The 21,340-nt window shown below is 52.1% G+C and carries 27 protein-coding genes; 1 reads left to right on the top strand and 26 read right to left on the bottom strand.

Annotated features, from left to right (window positions below):
• Window positions 1-1,155, top strand: a complete 1,155-nt coding sequence (locus G3I67_RS03930; protein ID WP_163651737.1) for a S1C family serine protease — start codon at window positions 1-3, stop codon at window positions 1,153-1,155.
• Between the two features lie 37 nt (window positions 1,156-1,192).
• Here G3I67_RS03930 and G3I67_RS03925 read toward each other — a convergent pair whose 3' ends face one another.
• The 26 genes from G3I67_RS03925 to G3I67_RS03800 all read right to left on the bottom strand — a co-directional run bounded on the left by G3I67_RS03925 (window position 1,193) and on the right by G3I67_RS03800 (window position 21,332).
• Entirely contained in the window at window positions 1,193-1,531 is a 339-nt protein-coding gene (locus G3I67_RS03925) for a helix-turn-helix transcriptional regulator (RefSeq protein WP_163651735.1), read from the bottom strand.
• Between the two features lie 260 nt (window positions 1,532-1,791).
• Window positions 1,792-2,601 carry an MIP/aquaporin family protein gene (locus G3I67_RS03920; protein WP_163651732.1) on the bottom strand — a complete coding sequence of 270 codons (810 nt, stop codon included), beginning with the start codon at window positions 2,599-2,601 and terminating at the stop codon, window positions 1,792-1,794.
• A gap of 13 nt (window positions 2,602-2,614) precedes the next feature.
• Window positions 2,615-4,084 carry a class II fumarate hydratase gene (locus G3I67_RS03915; protein ID WP_163651730.1) on the bottom strand — a complete coding sequence of 490 codons (1,470 nt, stop codon included), beginning with the start codon at window positions 4,082-4,084 and terminating at the stop codon, window positions 2,615-2,617.
• Between the two features lie 68 nt (window positions 4,085-4,152).
• Complete coding sequence (gene tatC / locus G3I67_RS03910; RefSeq protein WP_163652106.1) at window positions 4,153-4,884, bottom strand: twin-arginine translocase subunit TatC; 732 nt, start codon at window positions 4,882-4,884, stop codon at window positions 4,153-4,155.
• Between the two features lie 41 nt (window positions 4,885-4,925).
• Window positions 4,926-5,486 (bottom strand): Sec-independent protein translocase protein TatB, encoded by a 561-nt coding sequence (gene tatB / locus G3I67_RS03905; RefSeq protein ID WP_163651728.1) that lies wholly within the window; start codon window positions 5,484-5,486, stop codon window positions 4,926-4,928.
• Window positions 5,487-5,556: 70 nt separating this feature from the next.
• The gene (gene tatA / locus G3I67_RS03900) at window positions 5,557-5,808 is read right to left on the bottom strand and encodes a Sec-independent protein translocase subunit TatA (RefSeq protein WP_163651726.1); all 252 of its coding nucleotides are present in this window, start codon (window positions 5,806-5,808) and stop codon (window positions 5,557-5,559) included.
• A gap of 14 nt (window positions 5,809-5,822) precedes the next feature.
• Complete coding sequence (locus tag G3I67_RS03895) at window positions 5,823-6,191, bottom strand: histidine triad nucleotide-binding protein (protein ID WP_163651724.1); 369 nt, start codon at window positions 6,189-6,191, stop codon at window positions 5,823-5,825.
• A 68-nt stretch (window positions 6,192-6,259) separates the two neighbouring features.
• Window positions 6,260-6,592, bottom strand: coding sequence for a phosphoribosyl-ATP diphosphatase (locus G3I67_RS03890; protein WP_163651723.1), 333 nt, complete (start codon window positions 6,590-6,592; stop codon window positions 6,260-6,262).
• Between the two features lie 8 nt (window positions 6,593-6,600).
• Window positions 6,601-7,035: a phosphoribosyl-AMP cyclohydrolase gene (hisI, locus tag G3I67_RS03885; protein ID WP_163651721.1), complete on the bottom strand. Its 435-nt coding sequence runs from the start codon at window positions 7,033-7,035 to the stop codon at window positions 6,601-6,603.
• A 17-nt stretch (window positions 7,036-7,052) separates the two neighbouring features.
• Window positions 7,053-7,853, bottom strand: coding sequence for an imidazole glycerol phosphate synthase subunit HisF (gene hisF / locus G3I67_RS03880; RefSeq protein ID WP_163651719.1), 801 nt, complete (start codon window positions 7,851-7,853; stop codon window positions 7,053-7,055).
• A complete protein-coding gene (hisA, locus tag G3I67_RS03875) occupies window positions 7,850-8,590 on the bottom strand; it encodes a 1-(5-phosphoribosyl)-5-[(5-phosphoribosylamino)methylideneamino]imidazole-4-carboxamide isomerase (RefSeq protein ID WP_163651717.1) in 741 nt (246 codons plus the stop codon). The genes hisF and hisA overlap by 4 nt, the downstream gene beginning before the upstream one ends.
• 38 nt (window positions 8,591-8,628) lie before the next feature.
• Window positions 8,629-9,273, bottom strand: coding sequence for an imidazole glycerol phosphate synthase subunit HisH (gene hisH, locus G3I67_RS03870; protein ID WP_163651715.1), 645 nt, complete (start codon window positions 9,271-9,273; stop codon window positions 8,629-8,631).
• Window positions 9,274-9,276: 3 nt separating this feature from the next.
• Entirely contained in the window at window positions 9,277-9,864 is a 588-nt protein-coding gene (gene hisB, locus G3I67_RS03865) for an imidazoleglycerol-phosphate dehydratase HisB (RefSeq protein ID WP_163651713.1), read from the bottom strand.
• A gap of 48 nt (window positions 9,865-9,912) precedes the next feature.
• Window positions 9,913-11,214, bottom strand: coding sequence for a histidinol dehydrogenase (hisD, locus tag G3I67_RS03860; protein ID WP_163651711.1), 1,302 nt, complete (start codon window positions 11,212-11,214; stop codon window positions 9,913-9,915).
• 51 nt (window positions 11,215-11,265) lie between these two features.
• On the bottom strand, window positions 11,266-11,946 hold the full coding sequence (gene hisG / locus G3I67_RS03855) for an ATP phosphoribosyltransferase (protein WP_163651709.1): 681 nt from the start codon (window positions 11,944-11,946) through the stop codon (window positions 11,266-11,268).
• A gap of 10 nt (window positions 11,947-11,956) precedes the next feature.
• Entirely contained in the window at window positions 11,957-13,213 is a 1,257-nt protein-coding gene (gene murA / locus G3I67_RS03850; RefSeq protein WP_163651698.1) for a UDP-N-acetylglucosamine 1-carboxyvinyltransferase, read from the bottom strand.
• Window positions 13,213-13,458 carry a BolA family protein gene (locus G3I67_RS03845; protein WP_163651696.1) on the bottom strand — a complete coding sequence of 82 codons (246 nt, stop codon included), beginning with the start codon at window positions 13,456-13,458 and terminating at the stop codon, window positions 13,213-13,215. Before G3I67_RS03845 ends, murA begins: the two co-directional genes overlap by 1 nt.
• Window positions 13,459-13,487: 29 nt before the next feature.
• Complete coding sequence (locus tag G3I67_RS03840) at window positions 13,488-14,279, bottom strand: ABC transporter permease (protein ID WP_163651694.1); 792 nt, start codon at window positions 14,277-14,279, stop codon at window positions 13,488-13,490.
• A complete protein-coding gene (locus G3I67_RS03835; protein ID WP_163651692.1) occupies window positions 14,276-15,064 on the bottom strand; it encodes an ABC transporter ATP-binding protein in 789 nt (262 codons plus the stop codon). Before G3I67_RS03835 ends, G3I67_RS03840 begins: the two co-directional genes overlap by 4 nt.
• 2 nt (window positions 15,065-15,066) lie before the next feature.
• Entirely contained in the window at window positions 15,067-15,681 is a 615-nt protein-coding gene (locus G3I67_RS03830) for an MlaC/ttg2D family ABC transporter substrate-binding protein (protein ID WP_375539298.1), read from the bottom strand.
• A gap of 58 nt (window positions 15,682-15,739) precedes the next feature.
• Entirely contained in the window at window positions 15,740-16,537 is a 798-nt protein-coding gene (locus tag G3I67_RS03825) for an MlaA family lipoprotein (protein ID WP_235931665.1), read from the bottom strand.
• A gap of 25 nt (window positions 16,538-16,562) precedes the next feature.
• On the bottom strand, window positions 16,563-17,048 hold the full coding sequence (gene mlaD / locus G3I67_RS03820) for an outer membrane lipid asymmetry maintenance protein MlaD (protein ID WP_163651688.1): 486 nt from the start codon (window positions 17,046-17,048) through the stop codon (window positions 16,563-16,565).
• A 16-nt stretch (window positions 17,049-17,064) separates the two neighbouring features.
• A complete protein-coding gene (gene mlaE, locus G3I67_RS03815) occupies window positions 17,065-17,844 on the bottom strand; it encodes a lipid asymmetry maintenance ABC transporter permease subunit MlaE (protein ID WP_163651686.1) in 780 nt (259 codons plus the stop codon).
• Between the two features lie 2 nt (window positions 17,845-17,846).
• On the bottom strand, window positions 17,847-18,683 hold the full coding sequence (locus tag G3I67_RS03810) for an ABC transporter ATP-binding protein (RefSeq protein ID WP_163651684.1): 837 nt from the start codon (window positions 18,681-18,683) through the stop codon (window positions 17,847-17,849).
• A 152-nt stretch (window positions 18,684-18,835) separates the two neighbouring features.
• Window positions 18,836-19,849 (bottom strand): Bug family tripartite tricarboxylate transporter substrate binding protein, encoded by a 1,014-nt coding sequence (locus G3I67_RS03805; protein WP_163651682.1) that lies wholly within the window; start codon window positions 19,847-19,849, stop codon window positions 18,836-18,838.
• A gap of 19 nt (window positions 19,850-19,868) precedes the next feature.
• A complete protein-coding gene (locus G3I67_RS03800; protein ID WP_163651680.1) occupies window positions 19,869-21,332 on the bottom strand; it encodes a glutamate synthase subunit beta in 1,464 nt (487 codons plus the stop codon).
• Between the last annotated feature and the right edge of the window lie 8 nt (window positions 21,333-21,340).

The raw sequence follows: 21,340 nt of genomic DNA, 5'->3' as shown, positions 1-21,340 counted from the left end.
ATGCGAAAAATCTGGTTGTTATTTGCCCAAACCGTGACAGTTTGTCTGGCGATTTTATTCGTGCTGGTGACTTTGCGCCCGGAATGGTTGAGACCCTTTGCAAAAAACACATCAGGGCATGAGAACCATGCGCAAAACGCGGCGCAGATCCCATCAAATTTCGAGATGACATCCTTTGCGGGTGCGGTCGCGATAGCCGCCCCCGCTGTTGTCAATATCCATACCACCAAGCGTGTCAATGTTTCGCGCTTTCCCTTTCCCGTTGATCCGGCGTTGCGACAATTTTTCGAGCAAGTTCCCGGAATGAGCCAGTCGCAAAAAACGACGAGCCTGGGCTCGGGAGTCATCGTTTCGACTAAGGGCCTCGTATTGACTAATTTGCACGTGATTGATGGCGCTGACGAGATTCTGGTCGGCTTGCGCGATGGTAGGCAAGCTGTGGCCAGAATTCTCGGATCGGATCGCGATTCGGATCTCGCAGTTTTACGGATTGATTTGAAGAATCTTCCGGAGCTACCGTTGTTTGCCGGCGCACAACCACGAGTGGGCGATGTGGTGCTTGCGATTGGCAATCCATTCGGAGTGGGTCAAACAGTGACCATGGGAATAGTTTCTGCCTTGGGACGCGATGGCCTTGGCATTAACACTTACGAAAATTTCATTCAGACCGATGCCGCAATTAATCCGGGTAACTCCGGCGGTGCGCTTATCGATGCGCAAGGACGACTGATTGGATTGAATACAGCTATTTATTCGAAAACGGGCGGGTCATTGGGTATTGGATTTGCCATTCCCGCCTCTGCCGTTCAATTGGTGATGAGTCAGATAGAAGAGCATGGCCATGTAAAACGCGGCTGGCTCGGAATTGAACCGCAAGATATGACTTCCGATCTTGCGCGTGCTTTCGGATTGAATAAATCAACAGGCGTGATTATTGCAGGACTGTTGCGTGATGGTCCGGCGGCGAAAGCGGGATTGAAGGTTGGCGATATTGTTCTGAGCATGGATGATCAGAAAGTCGATGACACAACGAAACTGATGGCTCGTATTGCGGCGAAGGCGCCTGGAGAAAAAATAAAACTGGAGGTTTATCGCAATGGCAAGACACAAGTTTTTATTGTGTCCGCCGGGCAGCGTCCGGTACAGCCCAGATAGGGTCGCAGACCGGAGCCAGCCGTGTATAGCGAAGGTTTTAAATGCTAGTGGCTGAAGATTCACTGGCCTCGGGAGGATTTGTGGATAGCACGATTTCCGCCTGTGTCATTAACGCCTGCCGAGCCGCTGGCGACAGTAAGTGATAAATTTCTTGAAGTCGTGCGTGATCTTCGTCTTCGGTATAGAACCAACTAACCGGCATCTTTAGAATTTCTGCCACACGACACATCAGCAAATAGTCAGGCGAGTGCTTTCCGCGCTCGTACTGATTCATTCGAGCGCTGGCTGACATTGGATCGATTCCGGCAAGTTTGCCGAGTTTTTCTTGTGATAGTCCGGCGCGTAAGCGAGCCTGTTTGAGTCGATGAGCAAGCACGATGATCCCTTTATGGTTCTTGTGACCAAATTTGGTTAAACAACAGCGCGAAAAGAAGAACGAAATTCAAAGAATCAAAAAAAGTGATTCTGTCGCTGAAAGATATACCTTATGTAGCAGGACAACAAGAGATTTCTTAGGTTTTATTGTAATTAAATTTAACTTACCATGTTGGTAACTGAGCTTATTTGATCCCAACTAGGCGCAACAATTAGTTATTTTTTCGAATTTATTGGATTGCAGGCGGATTTTATCGATAATTATCGATCGAGAGGTTCGCCCATCGCTGCGCGTGCCTCATCCGCTTTTGCCGGTCCGCGTAAAAATCTGGCAACAAATACAGCAATAACCGTACCAATGAACGAGCCCAATGGGTAAACCCAGTAAGTTGAGAAATCATTGCGGGCGAAATCGGGACCAAAAGCACGGGCGGGATTGAAGGCGGCCCCCTCGAATGGTCCGCCCATTGTGCCTGCAGCCATCACATAGGCCCCAACAGCAATAGGTATGAAAGGACCGGTCAGTTTTGGCCCGTTGGCCATGCTTAAAACCAATAGAACCATTCCGAACGTGAGGACAGCCTCAAATACGACCGCTTGCCAAAGCATCCCCTCCTGGGGGATGGTGGCTGCGAGGTTACCCCCCATCCCGACAAGAAACAATGCAAGCGATGATCCGGCTGCCGCAGCGATGTATTGAACAATAATGTAGGCGCAGGCCATCTTGACACCCATATCTCCGCGCATTGTGAAGGCAAGCGTCATTGCGGGATTAAAGTGGCACGAAATTCCGCCCAGAAAATAAACAGCGGCAACAAGCCATGATGCGGAGACAGCCGATAAAATGAATGCATATGCGAACGGCGGCAATGACTCGCCACCGTAGCGCGCCAACACCGCCGCACCAGCTGACAGAACGAACGTTAATCCGGCAGTTCCGATAAATTCGGAAACTAATCTGCGTTCGCGATGGTTATTACTTTGCCAGTCGGCTGAAAATCTATTGCCGACCTCAAGTTTCAGTGCATCCCGCCCTCTGGCATTTTCGGTAACAGTATTGTTTTGATTCATGACTCAAGTGTATTTACTTAGTGGAAGCATTCTTGATGTCTGCAGAACCTGGCTGCGTCATGTTGATCGGCACGACAACGCGATCGTACATTTCTTCGGTTACTCCATTGGCCAGTGCGGCCTGTTTGAGTGTCAGATTTTTGTCGATCGCGTAATGTGCGATCACCGATGCCTGGTCATAACCGATAACGGGCGACAATGCGGTGACCATCATGACCGAACGATCGATATTTGATTTAATCTGGGCTTCGTTCAATGCAGCGCCTTCGATCATGAACTCTCTGAAGTGATCGCACATATCGGCCATGATCAATGCCGAATGCAGGTAGTTGCTGATGATGACCGGACGAAATGCATTGAGTTCAAAATTGCCTTCAGCCCCACCCATTTGAACAGCGACATCCGATCCCATGATCTGAATACAAACCATCAGCATGGCTTCGGCCTGTGTCGGATTAACCTTGCCCGGCATGATTGAAGAACCGGGTTCGTTAGAAGGGAAGATCAGTTCCATTAAGCCTGTTCTTGGACCCGAACCTAGCCAACGCATGTCGTTAGCGATTTTAAATAACGATACGGCGGCCGATTTGAGCGAAGCATGCGCGCGAACCATCCGATCAAGCGTACCTTGCGCAGTAAATTTGTTGTCGGCTGTCTTGATTTGAAAGCCGGTCAACTGGGATAGTGTGGCGGCAACCTCTTCCCCGAATCCGACAGGAGCGTTCAGGCCTGTGCCAACGGCCGTGCCGCCCATTGCAACACGCAGCAATCCTTCGGTTGCTTGCTTGACGTCACTGATTGCATCATCCAGAGCGCCGACATAGCCCGACCATTCTTGTCCGACAGTAAGAGGTGTCGCATCCTCAAGATGGGTGCGTCCGATTTTGACAATGGTCATCCATTGTTTCGACTTCTTGTCGATTGCATCGCGTAGTTTGATCAACGCGGGAATGGTTTTTTCGACCGCCATTTTGTATGCGGCGATATGCATCGCGGTCGGAAAAGTATCGTTACTGGATTGACCCATATTGACGTGATCGTTCGGATGCACGGGTTCCTGGGAGCCTAGAGTGCCGCCAACAAGCTGTATGCAGCGGTTGGAGATCACCTCGTTCATATTCATGTTCGATTGCGTGCCCGAACCGGTTTGCCAGACGTAGAGGGGAAACTCGCTATCAAGCTTGCCGTTAATGACTTCGTCGGCGACTTGTTCGATCAGTTTGCCTTTCCATTCCGGCAGTCGACCTGCCTTGGTGTTGACGATCGCTGCGGCCTTTTTGACATAACCATAAGCGCGATAGACTTCAAGTGGCATTTTGTCATGCCCGATGTTGAAGTGCATCAGGCTGCGCTGTGTCTGCGCCCCCCAGTAATGATTTGCAGGGACTTCAACTTTGCCGATGCTGTCAAACTCCTGTCTGGAACCGGTAGCGGAAAGACCAATAGGTAAATTTAGAATTGTGGGAATAGATTCGACAGTCATCAGAGTGTCCTTGCGAGATGATAGGTTGGTTCATGAATCGAGCGAATCATAACTGCATGATGTTTCGCTCAGACGACAGGTTGCTCTTCTTCGGAATCACTATCTCGTGGCTTGACCCAGCGGGCGCATAGCAATCCGATTTCGTAAAGTATGCAAAGCGGAACGGCCAGCATGAATTGACTGACCACGTCGGGCGGTGTCACGACTGCGGCAATGACGAAGGCGCCTACAACAACGTAACCTCGGGACTCTTTGAGCTTATCCACGGAAACAATTCCCATGCGAACTAGCAGCACCACAGCTACGGGGATTTCAAAAGTGATGCCAAAGGCCAGAAACATGGTCATCACAAATCCCAGATAGGCTTCGATATCTGGCGCCGGTGTAATGGATTGAGGTGCGAAAGAAGCGATAAAGCTGAAAACTGTTTGAAACACGACAAAGTAGCAAAATGCCATTCCGGCGATAAATAGCAGTGTGCTCGAAATGATCAGTGGCAATGCAAGTCGTTGTTCGTGGCGGTAGAGGCCGGGCGCGACAAAAGCCCAGATTTGATACAAGACGACAGGCAAGGCCACAACAAAGGCTGCCATCATGGTGACCTTGACAGGCACCATGAAGGGGGTGACCACGCCCGTTGCGATCATGCGCGTGCCTTGAGGCAAGGATGCAAGCATTGGGGCGGCAAGCAAATCGTAAATGAATGATGCGCCCGGCCAGCTGAACAAAATGATGAAAATCACGAGAACGGTACCAACTGCTTTGAGTAGACGCGACCTGAGCTCAATCAGGTGCGACATGAAGCTTTCGCCGCTTTCTTCGGGTTGTTGTGCGTCAGTGCTCAAGTTTTGGATCCGGGCGTTGGTGTTGCGATAGCGGCGCTCTTTGATACGCCTTCGATTTCTAAATGAGTGGGCTGAATAGTCGGTTCGGCAGCCTGGACATGAGCAAGAGCTGATGGTGAGTCACTGATAGTGACCTCAGGAGCTGGCTTTGAATCAATTGATGCGTAATCTGCACTTGTTTCAGAAGCTACTTGGGCATGCGGGCTACTTTCTACAGATTCGGAAGGTGTTGCGATGACTTCGGCAGCTGTGTCCGACTTCAGTGCGGACATTGTGTCGTGCTCAATCGATTCCAGTGGTTGCCTGAATGAGGCCTCCGCATTATGCAGAGTTGATTGAACTGAATTGGCCGCATCCTTCATTGTCTCTTTGAGCTTTCGCAGCTCGTCAAGCTCCACCTCGCGCTGGATGTCGGATTTGACATCGTTGACGTAGCGCTGCGCGCGCCCGACCAAATGGCCTAGGGTGCGCGCGACCTTGGGCAATCGCTCGGGGCCGATCACGACCAGAGCGACTACACCGATGACGAGTAGTTCAGTAAAGCTGACGTCGAACATGTATCAGACTGCCAATGAAATCCAACCGCATCGTTTCGATCGACCAGAAAGAAACGACCGATACGAATGATTAAAGGGTGCTGGATTTCTCTTTTGCCTGCACATCGATCGTTTCAGACTTGGCGACTCGCTGGGGTGCAGCTTCGGCATTAGTCGTCGTTGCGGCGGCTTCACCTTCTTTGGTCGGCTCTTTGATGCCTTCCTTGAAGCCTTTGATCGCGCCACCGAGATCCGAGCCGATATTGCGCAACTTTTTCGTACCGAAAATAACAACAACGATACCTAGCACGACCAACCAGTGAACAATACTCCATTGACCCATGATGTTTCTCCGTTTTAGGCTATGGCAGCCATCGAACCCTTCCAGGGTCGTTTGCCGCCAAGAATATGAAAATGTAAATGATGTACTTCCTGACCGCCATCATGTCCCGAGTTGGTTACGATCCGGAATCCGCCATTTGGACCGGGATTGCACCCGTTTTCGAGGGCAATTGCCGGTACCTTTGCCATCATTCTACCTAACCAGCCATGATCTTCAGCACCAACTTCTTGCATGGACACCACATGATGGCGGGGAATCATGAGCAAATGGACAGGCGCTGACGGGTTGATGTCTTGAAAAACGATGCAGTCTTCGTCTTGGTGGACGATTTTTGCAGGTATATCGCCTTTGACGATTTTGCAGAAAATGCAGTTGGCGCTCATGATGACTGTTGAATCCCGGTTGGGTCTGATAATTAATGCTTAGCTTACCCGATAGTCGGGGCGGATAGTCAGGATTGTGGTCGGGCGGCTTTTTCCTGCAGGCCCGAGACACCCTCTCGCCTGGCTAGCTCTGCCAAAACCTGCTCGGGCCTCAAACCGTGCTCCGTCAGTACAACTAGGCAATGAAACCATAAATCTGCCGTTTCTGCGATGATTCGATCTGATTGTTTGTCCTTGACCGCCATGACAAGTTCGGTGGCTTCTTCGCCGATTTTTTTCAAAGCGGCATCCGGCCCTTTGGAAAACAGCTTGGCAACATAAGAGGTGGTTGGGTCACCCCCATTGGCGGGAAGTCGGGTTGTGAGCAAATTCGCTACGCGAGCCAAAACATCATCAGTCATGTTGGTGTTCATTTGTATATCAACTCAGGATCTTTGAGCACAGGATCTGTAGCGATCCACTGGCTTGTGCCGCCGGTTTGGTCAAGACGGCGGTAAAAACAACTTGCGCGTCCGGTGTGGCAGGCAATCCCACCAATTTGTTCGACCTTCAGCAAAACAACATCGGCATCACAATCCAGACGCATTTCAATCACGCGTTGTACATGCCCGGATTCCTCTCCTTTGCGCCACAGTTTTTTGCGGGAGCGCGACCAAAATACCGCGCGTCCTGTTTGTGCTGTTTCCATTAGGGATTCGGCGTTCATCCAGGCAACCATCAGAATTTGGTTGGTTGTCGCATCCTGAGAGATTGCCGGAATCAGGCCTTGATCATCAAACTTGATTTCGGCTAGCCAAGCCGGATGGTTCGAGACGGTGTCGTTGTTAGTGGTCGGATTGATCATCGATTTCGTCTCCGGGCTCACAACCTGACGGGGATGCCTTGCTTGGCCATAAATTCCTTGGCCTGGCGAATAGTGTATTCGCCATAATGAAAAATACTTGCCGCCAATACTGCGCTTGCGCCTCCTAGCGTGACCCCATCAGCGAGATGTTGCAAATTGCCTACGCCACCTGAGGCGATTACGGGAATCGGCACGGCATCGGATACTCGTCGGGTCAGCTCGAGATCGAAGCCGGATTTAGTTCCATCCCGATCCATACTGGTGAGTAAAATTTCACCTGCGCCGTACTGGGCCATTTTGACTGCCCAGGCAACCGCATCGATCCCGGTTCCTTTGCGACCGCCATGGGTGAATACCTCCCATCTGGGTTCTTCAGTTGCCGTTTGGACGCGTCGAGCGTCGATAGCGACGACAATGCACTGCGAACCGTGGTAGTCAGATGCAGCGCGAACCAGTTCGGGATTGGCAACCGCCGCGCTATTCATCGAAATTTTATCCGCCCCTGCATTGAGTAAGCGCTGGACATCGCTGACTTGTCTGACACCACCACCCACGGTCAAGGGGATAAATACTTGCGATGCAACTTGTTCGATGATCGGCAAAATCAAATCCCGACCATCGCTGGTTGCAGTGATGTCCAGAAATGTCAGTTCGTCGGCGCCCTGTTCGTTGTAGCGACTGGCGATTTCGACGGGGTCGCCGGCATCAACCAGCGATACAAAATTCACGCCCTTAACGACCCGTCCGGCAGTGACGTCCAGACAGGGAATGATGCGTCGGGTTAGGCCGCTTAAGGCTGGATTCGTTGCAGTATTCAAGGGGCACGATCATCGGCAAGTTGTTGTGCTGCAGCGAAGTCGAGTGTCCCTTCATAAATACTACGGCCAAGAATGACGCCTTCGACGCCCTCTTCTTCCACATCGCAAAGAGCCTCGATATCTCGCAGGTCGGTGACGCCACCGGATGCGATGACCGGGATACGAACGTGTTGGGCTAAGCGTACAGTAGCTTCAATATTTACACCGGATAGCATGCCATCTCGTCCGATATCAGTGTAAATGATGGCTTCGCAACCGTAGTCTTCGAATTTTTTAGCCATATCGATCACATCGTGCTTGGTGAGTTTGCTCCAACCGTCTGTGGCAACCTTACCGTCACGCGCATCCAGTCCAACGATGATGTTGCCGGGGAACGCGCCGCACGCATCATGCAGGAAACCGGGATCCTTCACTGCGGCCGTGCCGATGATGACGTATGAGATGCCAAAATCCAGATAGCGTTCGATCGTATCCAGATCCCGAATGCCGCCGCCAATCTGAACGGGTATATCGTCACCGACTGCGTTGACGATTGCTTTGATCAGGCTTTCGTTTTTAGGCTTGCCGGCAACGGCCCCGTTCAAGTCAACCAGATGAAGCCGTCTTGCACCAAGGTCCAGCCAGTGCGTTGCAACGGATGTGGGGTCTTCGGAAAAGATGGTGGCATCGTCGAGGTCGCCTTGACGCAGTCTTACACAGCGTCCATCTTTCAAATCTATAGCGGGGATCAGCAGCATGTCGTTTGAGATCTAGAGATCAAAGGCAAATTAATAATTCAGGGTTTCCAGTCTACAAAATTACGGCAGAGACGCAAACCGGCATCGGCGCTTTTCTCGGGGTGAAACTGTACGGCAAAAATATTTTCAAAAGCAACGGCGCAGGTAAAAGGTAATCCGTAGTCGCTAGTGCCGACCGTCAGCGACGGATCGGCAGGAACAGCATAGTAGCTGTGTACGAAATAAAAAGGGGCATTGTCAGCAATACCCGTCCACAGAGGATGGTCTTTGACGTGTTTGACCGGATTCCAACCCATGTGCGGAACCTTCAGGCGGTCCCCGTGGCCATGTTGGTCCGCATATGCGGGACCGGCAAATCGCACCACTTCACCCTTGAAAATTCCAAGGCTGGTCGTGTCGCCTTCTTCACTGTGTTCGAACAGCATTTGTTCGCCGACGCACACACCTAAAAGCGGTTTGCTTTTAGCTGCTCGCAGCACTGCGTCGCGCAGTCCTGCCTCATCAAGCGTACGGATGCAATCGGCCATGGCACCTTGTCCGGGGAATACAACCCGATCGGCGGCATCGATTTCGCAAGCAAGCTTGCACAGCCGGACATCTGCCTCGGGCGCTGCGTGGCTCAGTGCCCTTTGCACCGAATGGTAATTACCCATGCCGTAATCGACAATGGCGATCTTGATCATGATTTAGAGAACGCCTTTGGTTGAGGGTACGACTCCAACTGCGCGAGGATCGGGTTCAAGCGCCATGCGTAAAGCCCGTCCGGTAGCTTTGAAAACGGTTTCGCACTGGTGATGCGCATTGACACCCCTAAGATTGTCGATATGCATGGTGAGCAGAGCGTGGTTGACCAGTCCCTGGAAAAATTCGATAGTCAGATCGACATCGAAATCACCAACCCGTGCGCGCGTGAAGGGGACATGGAACTGTAGCCCGGGCCGCCCTGAAAAATCGATCACGACACGCGAGAGGGCTTCATCGAGAGGCACATAGGCATGGCCGTAGCGGCGGATACCTGCTTTGTCTCCAACCGCTTTGGCGATCGCCATTCCAAGCGTGATGCCGACGTCTTCGACAGTGTGGTGTGCATCGATATGCGTATCGCCTTCGGCTTTGATATCCAGATCAATCAAGCCATGGCGAGCGATCTGATCCAGCATGTGATCAAGAAAGGGCACCCCGGTGTCAAGCTTTTGCTTGCCTGTTCCGTCAAGGTTGATCGCAACGCGAATACGCGTTTCGTTAGTATTGCGTGTAATTTCAGCGGTTCGCATGTGAATGGCGCTCAGTTTGTATGCGGTTATTTTAGGTCGATCCAGGCTCTATTTGTCCAATCTGAAGCTTGCGCTAGACGCGTGAGCCTGCAGCCCTTCGCCAATGGCGAGTTCTGCTGCGATGCGGCCCAGTGTTTGGGCGCCTGCGGCGGAAACCTGGATCAAGCTCGAGCGTTTCTGGAAGTCGTACACCCCCAGGGGTGACGAAAACCGTGCTGTGCGTGAAGTTGGAAGCACATGGTTGGGGCCGGCACAGTAGTCTCCAAGTGCTTCAGAACTAAATCGTCCCATAAAAATGGCGCCGGCATGACGAAGTAGAGGGAGCAATTGTTCAGGTTGTTCAGTCGATACTTCAAGGTGCTCGGGAGCGATGCGATTGCTGATCTCGCAGGCTTGCTCGAGACTTTCCACGCGAATCAGAGCGCCACGGTCGCGCAAACTAGTCGCAATGATTTCGGCGCGCGGCATGGTTGGCATGAGTTTACTAATCGACTTTTCAACTTGGTCGAGAAAATCGCTGCTCGGGCACAAAAGAATCGCCTGTGCGAGTTCGTCATGCTCGGCTTGCGAGAATAGATCCATCGCGATCCAGTCAGGCGGGGTATTGCCATCGCAAATGATCAATATTTCGCTTGGGCCGGCGATCATGTCGATGCCGACCGTGCCAAAGACGCGTCGCTTCGCGGCGGCGACATAAGCATTGCCCGGTCCTACGATCTTGTCTACTGGTGAAATGGTATGAGTGCCGTATGCAAGTGCGCCAACGGCTTGGGCGCCTCCGATCGCAAAAACCCGATCGACGCCGGCTATTGCGGCTGCAGCGAGGACCATTGGGTTGCGAAGTCCGCTAGGCGTTGGTGTCACCATGATGACTTCAGCAACTCCTGCGACTTTGGCAGGGATGGCGTTCATCAATACAGATGACGGATAGGCGGCTTTACCACCAGGTACATACAAGCCCACTCGATCTAGGGGTGTGATTTGCTGACCAAGGCGCGTACCATCCGCCTCGGTATAGGACCAGCTATCCTGGCGTTGACGAGCGTGATAACTGCGCACGCGTTCTGCGGCGGTTTCTAGTGCTCGGCGTTGCGATTCGGGCAAACTTTCGAGAGCGGCTATCCATTCGCCACGCGGAATTTCAAGTGCTTCAACACTGTCGGCCTGCACTTTGTCAAACTGTCTGGTGTATTCCAGCAAAGCGGCATCGCCGGTATCCCGGACATGGGCAAGAATGCGGGCAGTTGCCGCCTCGATTGCTTCGTCTTGTGCAGCGTCGACCGCAAGCAATCCAGCCAGTTTGGTATCAAATGCCGGATCAGTTACGTCCAGCCGGGAAATAATAGCCATGATGTGTAATCCCTTCTCGTGAAAGGGCTGAAATATCCGGGGGTTAGTGAATCATGCCACATTCAGGCGGCTGGCGCTCTCAAATGCATCAAGCAGAGGCTGTAAATCAGCATGACGGGTTTTAAGCGCGGCGCGGTTGACAACCAGTCGCGAAGAAATCGGCATGATGTCCTCTACCGCAACCAGATCGTTTGCTTTCAAAGTGTTGCCCGTTGAAACCAAATCGACAATTGCATCGGCCAGACCAACCAACGGGGCGAGCTCCATTGATCCATAAAGCTTGATCAAATCGACGTATACACCTTTGGATGCAAAATGTTCGCGTGCAGCTGCGGTGTACTTTGTGGCGACTCTTAAACGAGCACCCTGTCGAACGGCTGCAGCATAGTCAAAGCCATTTTTGACTGCAACGGCCAATCGGCATTTGGCGATGTTGAGATCGATGGGTTGATAGAGACCGCCCGGGTGATTTGCCGCATGCTCGATTAATACATCTTTGCCTGCGATTCCAAGATCTGCAGCCCCGTATTCGACATATGTCGGTACGTCAGATGCGCGCACAATGATCAGACGCAGTCCAGGGTTGCTGGTGCCGATGATCAGTTTGCGAGATTTTTCTGGGTCTTCGGATACAGTGATGCCTGCAGCTTGCAGTAAAGGCAATGTTTCCTGGAAGATACGTCCCTTTGACAAGGCCATGGTCAGAGGGCGTGCGCCCGTTTCTGTGCTCATGCAAAATCCTTCAGCTTGTTATGCGTTCAATGTTGGCACCGAGCAGTCGAAGCTTGTGCTCCATCTTTTCGTAACCGCGATCAAGATGATAGATGCGTTCGACAATGGTTTCGCCTTCAGCGGCAAGGCCTGCGATGACTAGGCTTGCGGAAGCGCGCAGATCTGTGGCCATGACGGTGGCACCCGATAAGCGGGTCACGCCCCGTACGACAGCAGTATGGCCATCGATGTCGATATTTGCGCCAAGACGAATTAATTCCTGCACATGCATATAACGGTTTTCGAAAATCGTTTCAACGATAACTGAGGTTCCGTCGGCGATCGCATCCAGCGCCATGAGTTGTGCTTGCATATCGGTTGCAAAACCGGGGTATTCCTGTGTTCGGACATCAACGGCGCGAGGACGTCCCGTCATGCCCGCTTTGATCCAGTCCGAGCCGCATTCGATTTTAATTCCGGCCTCTTGCAATTTTGAAATCGTGGCACCCATAGTGTCGGGCGCGACATCGCGTAAAACGATACTGCCTCCAGCCGCGCCGACGGCACACAAAAAACTACCGGCTTCGATTCGGTCGGGGCAAACACGATGCGATGCGCCATGTAGTTTATCCACGCCTTCGATGACGATCCGATCGGTGCCGTGACCTTTGATTTTTGCCCCCATTTTGATGAGCAACTCAGCAAGATCTACCACTTCAGGCTCTCGTGCGGCATTTTCGAGCACAGTTTGACCTTCGGCCAGCACGGCAGCCATCATGAGGTTTTCTGTGCCTGTGACCGTGACCATGTCGGTTCGAACGACGGCGCCTTTTAGTCGCTTGGCGCGTGCGACGACGAATCCATGTTCGATTTTGATATCGGCGCCCAGCGCAGCCAGGCCCTGGATGTGTTGATCTACGGGGCGCTGGCCGATCGCGCAACCGCCCGGTAGGCTGACCCGCGCCTCCCCAAAGCGCGCAAGTAAAGGCCCCAGCACGAGAATTGACGCACGCATGGTTTTGACGAGCTCATAAGGAGCTTCAAGAGTCGTGACCTGATCAGCGGTAATGCTGACAGCATTGTCTTGGGAGCGATCGCAACGAACGCCCATTTGACTTAACAGTTTGAGGGTGGTGGCAATGTCGTTGAGTTTCGGTACATTCGACAACGAGATGGTGTCGGCTGTCAGCAGCCCTGCGCACAGGATAGGTAGCGCGGCATTTTTTGCGCCCGATATGCTGATCTCGCCATTTAGAGGAGAGCCGCCGGTGATGCGAAGCTTATCCATCAGCCTTGCGCCTTGAATTCGGCCGGTGTCAGCGTCCGCATTGATAGCGCATGAATTTCTTGTTTCATGCGGTCGCCCAAAGCGGCATAAACCAATTGATGCCGTGCGATCGGACGTTTTCCTTCGAATGCGGCACTGACGATCAGGGCATCAAAGTGCGTGCCATCATCACCGTTGACGACGATATGTTCGCAAGGCAAGCCCGCAGCAATGTATGAACGGATGTCTTCGGAAGTTGGCAACATAATTCTTTAGGGTCCTTGATGACTTTAAATCAGGTTCTGAGCTTGTAGCCGCGAGCGAGCAATCTGAGTGTGAAAAGTGATAACGCGGCGAAAACGCCACCGACTACCGCTAGGCTGTGCCAGGGCGATACATCCGCGACACCGAAAAATCCATAGCGAAAGCCATCGATCGTATAAAAAAGAGGATTCCAGTGCGTAACCAGTTGCCAAAACGGGGGCAAAGAGGTGACGGAATAGAACACGCCAGACAGAAATGTAGCAGGCATGATCAAAAAATTCTGGAAAGCCGCGAGTTGATCAAATTTTTCTGAGGCAAGACCGGCAATCAAACCCATGATTGCCATGATTCCACAGGACAATACAGTAAAAATAAACAGCCAGACTGGGGCTTTGATGGGTAAAGTTACAAAATAAAGCGACACAAACCAGACGCACCCGCCTACCGCCGCGCCACGGATGATCGCAGCAAGGACGTATGCACTGAATATCTCGCGATGGGTCAGAGGGGGCAATAGCATGAAGACCAAGTTGCCCGTCACCCTGCTTTGTATTAAGGATGAAGACGGGTTGGCGAAGGCATTTTGGAGCATGCTCATCATCATGAGCCCTGGAATCAGAAACTCGGTGTAGGGTATCGTCCCATACACTTGAACCCGGTCTTGCAGGACTTGTGCAAAAACAATCAGATAAAGCAATGCGGTAATGACCGGTGCTGCGATAGTTTGAAAGCTGACCTTCCAGAAGCGCAGCAGCTCTTTGCCCAATAATGTAGGAAAACCTGAACCGGCGCCCGCACGCGCCTTAAGAATAGGCGCGCTCATGCTACGACCTCCAGTGTGTCGGCATTGTTGTGCATGATTTTGATGAAAGCGTCTTCAAGATTGCCACCGGCTTGTGCCAGCAAATTGGCCGTTGTGTCCAGAGCAACGATTCGTCCGCGCTTGAGCATGGCGATGCGGTTGCAGAGAGATTCAGCTTCTTCGAGATAATGTGTGGTGAGCAGAATAGTATGCCCTTCTCGATTCAGGCGCGAGATGAAATCCCACAGGCTACGGCGCAAATCCACATCGACACCTGCTGTCGGCTCATCCAGCACGATTACGGGCGGACGATGCACGAGTGCTTGTGCAACAAGAACGCGTCGCTTCATTCCACCTGAAAGTGCGCGCATATTTGCATCGGCTTTATCCGATAAACCCAGATTGGCGAGAATCTCGTCAATCCAGTCATCGTTGTGCCTGAAACCGAAATAACCTGATTGAATCCGCAAGGTTTCACGGACGGTAAAAAACGGGTCGTAGACCAGTTCCTGAGGTACCACGCCAAGCGAGCGGCGTGCCATTTGATATTCGGTTGTGACATCGTAACCACAGACACTCGCTCGCCCGCTGGTTGGGCGCGACAAACCGGCCAGCACCGAAATCAGAGAAGTCTTTCCAGCACCATTCGGACCCAGCAGTGCAAAAAATTCTCCATGTTCTATGGTGAGGGAAACATCGTCCAGCGCTTGAAAACCCGGGCTTGTTTGAGTTTGGAAAAGAGACTTCCAGCCGGATGATTTTGGTGGATATATTTTCGAAACGTGTTCGATTGAAATGGCAGACATGATTATTGTTTGGGTTTGTTCAGTGCTTGAATCAGTCCGTCGATACCATTCTGATTGATTTGTTGAGCGAATTGATTGCGATAGTTTTCAATTAGCCAGATGTTTTCGACGTTGATGTCATAAATTCGCCACCCTTTAGGCGTCTTTTCAAGGCGGTAGTCGAGCTGTATCGGCGAGCTATTCGAGAATTGAGTCACTTGCGAGCGCACAACCACATCGTTTGCTTCGGCATCTCCTCTGAACGGAAGGACTTTCATCGTGGTGGCGTCATCGATCTTGGTGAGTGCGCCGCTATAAGTGCGTCCGAGCGTGCCTCGAAAAGCTTTGACGAGGGCTGCTTGCTGTTCGGGCGTTGCATCCCTCCAGGATCTGCCTGCGGCCAAGCGCGTAGTTTTTTCTAGATTCACGTTGGGCAAAATCAGCTCATCGACGATTTCGTTGACACGAGCCGTGTCGCCCGAGCGCACGGAACCGTCTTTTTTAAGCGCATTCAATACCTGATCAGCCACCTGTTGAACAAACACAGTCGGTGCAGCCATCGGATCGGGTTGTTGGGCAGTAGCTTGAGCGCTTGTTAAAAATCCGATCAGGATTGACGCGAATATTTTGAAACGCAAAGAATTTACGAGTGAATAATTCAAATTCCGGAAAATGTCGATCATGTTGTGTCGCATCCTATTTAGCCTTCTGTATGCCAAGCGATTTCTCATCTGCGGGCGCATCCTGGAAATCTTCATAGCTAGGTAATTCCTGAGCGCCTCGAGTGCCTCGCACCAATGCCTTGCGACGCTGCAGATACGCATCCCGGATAAAGCTGTATCGGTCAATCGCATTCTTGTCGATTGTTTTTGTTACATCCAGCAAAGACTCGCGGCGATCAATGAGCTCTAAACCATACATTGAATTGCGCAGGTCGATATTGGTGACAAGCTGACCCCATCCGACTTGGTTGACGTATAGATCAACCACTCGGCCACCTGTATCGCGCACAGTGCTCGCGCCAATGATGGGGAGTACGACGAACGGACCGGGTTCGACGCCCCATACACCCAGCGTGGTGCCGAAATCATTTGAAATGCGGGGGGCGCCATTTGAACTTGCCAGATCGAAACAACCACCTAATCCCATGGTCGTGTTAAGCATGAAGCGGCCGAAAGTGTTGATTGCGTCTTCGTGGCGACCTTGCAGATTGCTGTTGATAAAGGACCAGACTTCGCCCAAATTTAAAAAAATGTTGTTGATACAGGTGCGAACGGGCTGAGGGACAACAAAGGCATAGGCTTCGGCAACGGGAATAAAAACATTGCGATCCAATGCATCATTAAAAGCGTAGATATTGCGGTTGGTATCTTCCCATGGATCTTCGGGGTTAAGCGGTCCCGTGCGCTGCTCGGTTGTTGCGCAGCCGACCATCCCGATGAGCAGGATAATAATGGCGAACAATCGTAAAGAGCGAAGTCGAGGTGTTTGCATGATATGTGTCAACCCTAGCGCAGGATCAGGGTTTCGGTGTTGATTGAGTGCCTTGTTTTTCGGCGCTGCTGTATAAAAATTGACTGATCAGACTTTCTAGAACGATTGCGCTTTGCGTCATGCGGATAGTCGAACCGGCAGTCAGCGGCTTGTCATCATCGTTGCCGGCGACTAAACCTATGTACTGTTCTCCCAGTAATCCTGAGGTCAGGATTTTGGCAGAAGAGTCGGACGGAAACGTAAAAGGCTTTTCCATCTGAATGGTTACTACGGCCTGGAAAGATTTTGAGTCCAGTCGAATATCGGACACGCGACCCACTACGACGCCTGCGCTTTTGACTGGGGCGCGTATCTTGAGTCCGCCGATGTTGTCGAATTTTGCCATCACCGGGTAGGTGGCGGTAAAAGAGAGTGAACTGAGATTGGCCGCACGTAATGCCAGAAAGACAATCGCGATTGCTCCTAACAGGACGAATAATCCTACCCACAAGTCATTTTTTTCATTGGACATAATTCAGGTTCCGAAATCAGTTGCTGAACATTAGCGCTGTCAGCAGAAAATCAAGGCCAAGCACGGATAGCGATCCAGCCACGACCGTACGGGTGGTCGCCCGGGCGACGCCCTCCGGCGTGGGGCGGGATTGCCAGCCTTCATAGAGCGCAATGAGGGTGACTGCTACGCCGAATACAACGCTTTTCAACACACCGTTGGCGACATCTTTCCAGATATCGACGCCATCTTGCATTTGCGACCAAAACGATCCCGTATCGACACCGATTAACAAAACGCCGACCACCCAGCCGCCCAATATGCCTACCATGGAGAATACCGCAGCTAATACGGGCATCGCGATGATGCCACCCCAGAAGCGGGGGACCAGAACCCGACGTATAGGGTCGACCGCCATCACTTCCATGGCTGCAAGCTGTTCTCCGGCCTTCATGAGTCCGATTTCGGCGGTGAGGGAAGTGCCGGCTCGCCCGGCGAATAGAAGTGCGGTGATGACCGGTCCTAGTTCGCGTGTGAGCGATAGTGCGACCAGCAGGCCAAGCGCCTCTTCAGATCCGTATCGGTTGAGGGTGTAATAACCTTGTAATCCGAGAACAAAGCCGACAAAAAGGCCGGACACCGTAATGATCAGTAGGGAATAGTTGCCGATGAAGTGTATTTGCTGCGAAACCAGCCGAGGTCTTTGCAGCACTATGCTCGAACGTGCTAATAACGTGGTGAAAAAGCGCGCAAAAAAACCGAGCATGGCAAGGCGGGTTCGGGTGTAATAGCCCAGTTTTTGAAGAGAACCACTCATTCTCAGCCCCTGACTCGTTTCTGATGAGTCAACCAAGACTCGAATGCCGGAGTGACAGGATAGTCGAAGGGGACGGGACCATCGGGCTCGGCCTGTAGAAACTGCTGCACATACGGGTCGGAGGATGAGCGCAGCGTGGCGGGTGTGCCGTGAGCCTTAAGTCGTCCCTGACCAACCAGATAAACATAATCCGCAATCGCGAATGATTCCGCGATATCGTGAGTGATCACGACCGAAGCGCAACCGAGACGGTCGGATAACTCCCTGATCAGCCTGGCGGTAATACCCATTGATATTGGATCCAGGCCTGCGAAGGGCTCATCGTATAAAACAAGCTCAGGTTCGAGTATCACTGCTCGGGCAAGCGCGACCCGCCGCGCCATTCCACCTGAGATTTCGGAAACTTTGAGATGCGCGGCGGCTTTTAAGCCGACAGCATCCAGCTTGGTTAGGACGCGCGACAACATTTCGGTTGAGGCAAGTTGTCGGTGCTCGCGCAAAGGAAAAGCGACATTTTCAAAAACGTTCAGATCGGTAAATAAAGCGCCCTGCTGAAAAAGCACTCCCATGCGCTGGCGCAAGGTCATGAGATCCTTGCGCGAAATATCCGTCAGATTTTGACCAAACACTTCAACTTTACCGGATCGAGCCTTCATTTGACCGGTTGTAGCGCGTAATAGCGTCGTTTTTCCGGATCCAGATCCGCCCATTATCGCAACCACCTGACCTTTTCCCACCTCAAGGGAAATGTCACTCAATACAGTGAAGTCGCCATAGGCAAGCGTCACGCTATCAAGGCGAATCACGGGATCACTCGAATGCAGGGAGCGCGAGGGCATGGTTTTCTTTAGGTCGAAGCTGGAATCGTTCAATATGAAAGACTTTACGCTTACGGGTTTACCATTGTATCGCTAACAAGTTTTCAGTTTGAATTAACTGGAAACTGATTGAAATGGATGAATATCATCAAAAGTGAGCGGTAGCCCAAGTTTTATTCAGCCTTGATTTGAGCTTGCTGAATGACTTTGGACCATTTCGCCCGCTCCGCCGTGATAAAGCGACCAAAGTCCTCGGCAGAGCCGCTACCGGGTTGACCCCCACTTTCGATAATGGCGCGTTGGACTTCAGGATCCAGCAATACTTCGTTTAGGACCTTGTTGAGTTTGGTCGTGATCTCGACGGGTGTGCCGGCCGGAACGATGATCCCTTGCCAGTTGTAAGACTCAAATCCGGGAACACCCGCTTCGGCCATGGTGGGAACATCGGGCAGAATCGCCAGACGCTTATTGGAGGAGACCGCGATAGGACGTACTCTGTCGGCTCGGATCGATGGCAAGGCCGCATAGCCCATTTCAAACATCATGCTGAGGTGTCCGGCCATCAAGTCGGTCGCTGCTGGCGAGCCGCCTTTGTATGGAACATGCACAATCTGTATCCCCGAAAGTTCTCGAAACATCTCTCCAGAAAGATGGTGAGCACCACCGATCCCGGATGATCCGAACGTTAACTTGCCGGGTTCTTTTTTAGCCAAAGCGATGAGTTCGGCTAAGTTTTTGACGGGTAGATTATTTGCAACGCTCAATATGAGCGGACTGTTTTCAACCAGAATGACGGGCTCGATATCCTTGGCGGGATCGTAAGGCAGTTTTTTCATCAACGATTGATTCACTGCCAGAGGAGCCAGATTACCGGATCCAATTGTGTACCCGTCCGGAGCCGCCTTTGCGATGACTGCGGTGCCGATGACGCCACCGGCGCCACTTTTATTCTCAACTACAACAGGCTGACCGAGTTTTTCTGAAAGCTTACGAGCGAGCAGACGCATTCTCGTATCCGAGAATCCGCCTGCCGCGTATGGAGAGATGAGAGTGATGCCTTTGGTTGGCCAGTCAGAAGTCTGCGACGCAGTGGAAGCGGTTTGTCCTTGAGCGGCAACAGGCAATGCGTACAGTAGCGCCATCACCGTGACCAAACCAGCTTTAACCAGATGATTCAGATACTTCATGGCGCTTTCCTTATGACGATTAGCGTGGCAGTTCAGTAGAACCCATCAGGAATTCATCCACTGCGCGCGCGCACTGGCGACCTTCACGGATTGCCCAGACAACCAGGGATTGACCGCGCCGCATATCACCGGCAGCGAACACTTTGCCAACGTTGCTTCGATAATCATCTGTGTTGGCTCGGGCATTGCCGCGAGGATCCATGTCTACGCCAAATGCTGTCAGGACTTTGCTTACCGGGGCAACAAAGCCCATGGCAAGCAGAACCAAATCCGCTTTGATTTCGAATTCGGAACCTTTGACTTCCTGCATTTTCATTTGACCGGTGGTTTCGTCCTTGACCCACTCGACGCGTGCGGCGATAAGTTTTTCAACCTTGCCATTTTTACCGACAAGTGATTTGGTCGTGATTGCCCAATCACGTTCGGCGCCCTCTTCGTGCGAAGACGAAGTGCGCAACTTGGCCGGCCAATAAGGCCAGGTCAACGCTTTGTTTTCGCTTTCCGGGGGGCGTGGCATCAGTTCGATCTGAACGACGGCTTTGGCGCCATGACGATTGCTTGTGCCTACACAATCCGAACCGGTGTCTCCACCACCAATGACAACCACATGCTTGCCTTTTGCCAGAACCTGATCGGTCAGCTTATCGCCGGCAACAACTTTGTTCTGCGGACGCAGGAAATCCATTGCATACATGACGCCGTCAAGTTCACGACCTTCAACGGGCAAGTCACGCGGGGTTTCGCAACCGCCGCTCAGGATAATGGCGTCAAAAGCTTTATCCAGATCAGCAGGTGTCATGACAGTGAGGCCTTTTGCCGCATCGGTCGCATTGCCAATGTAGTGGGAGGTTTTGAATGTCACACCTTCGGCTTGCATTTGTTGGATGCGCTGATCGATCAGTTTCTTCTCGAGCTTGAAGTCCGGAATGCCGTAACGTAAAAGCCCGCCGATGCGATCATTTTTTTCAAAAACAGTCACATCGTGACCGGCGCGCGCCAATTGCTGGGCTGCGGCCAAGCCTGCGGGGCCTGATCCGACAACGGCAACTTTTTTGCCTGTTTTGCGGCTGGGTAATTCTGGCGTGACCCAACCTTCGGACCAGCCTTTGTCGATGATGGCGTGCTCGATCGATTTGATTCCGACGGCATCATCGTTGATGTTCAGCGTGCAAGCTGCTTCACATGGAGCGGGACAAATACGACCCGTGAACTCGGGGAAGTTGTTGGTCGAATGCAGTACATCGAGGGCGCCACGCCAGTTCTGACGATAAACCAGATCGTTCCAGTCTGGTATGACGTTATTCACCGGACATCCGTTGTTGCAAAACGGAATGCCACAGTCCATGCAGCGGGATGCTTGCTTACCCGCTTGTTCGTCGGTGAGGTGCAGCACAAATTCGCGCCAGTGTTTCAGGCGTGCTGTGGGAGCTTCAGAAGCTTCCTGCAAGCGCTCTTGTTCGAGAAACCCAGTAATTTTTCCCATGATGATTC

It is taken from the genome of Sheuella amnicola, assembly GCF_010499255.1.
In the GTDB taxonomy this organism is placed as follows: Bacteria; Pseudomonadota; Gammaproteobacteria; order Burkholderiales; family Burkholderiaceae_B; genus Zwartia; species Zwartia amnicola.
This window is presented reverse-complemented; position numbering and strand designations above follow the sequence as displayed.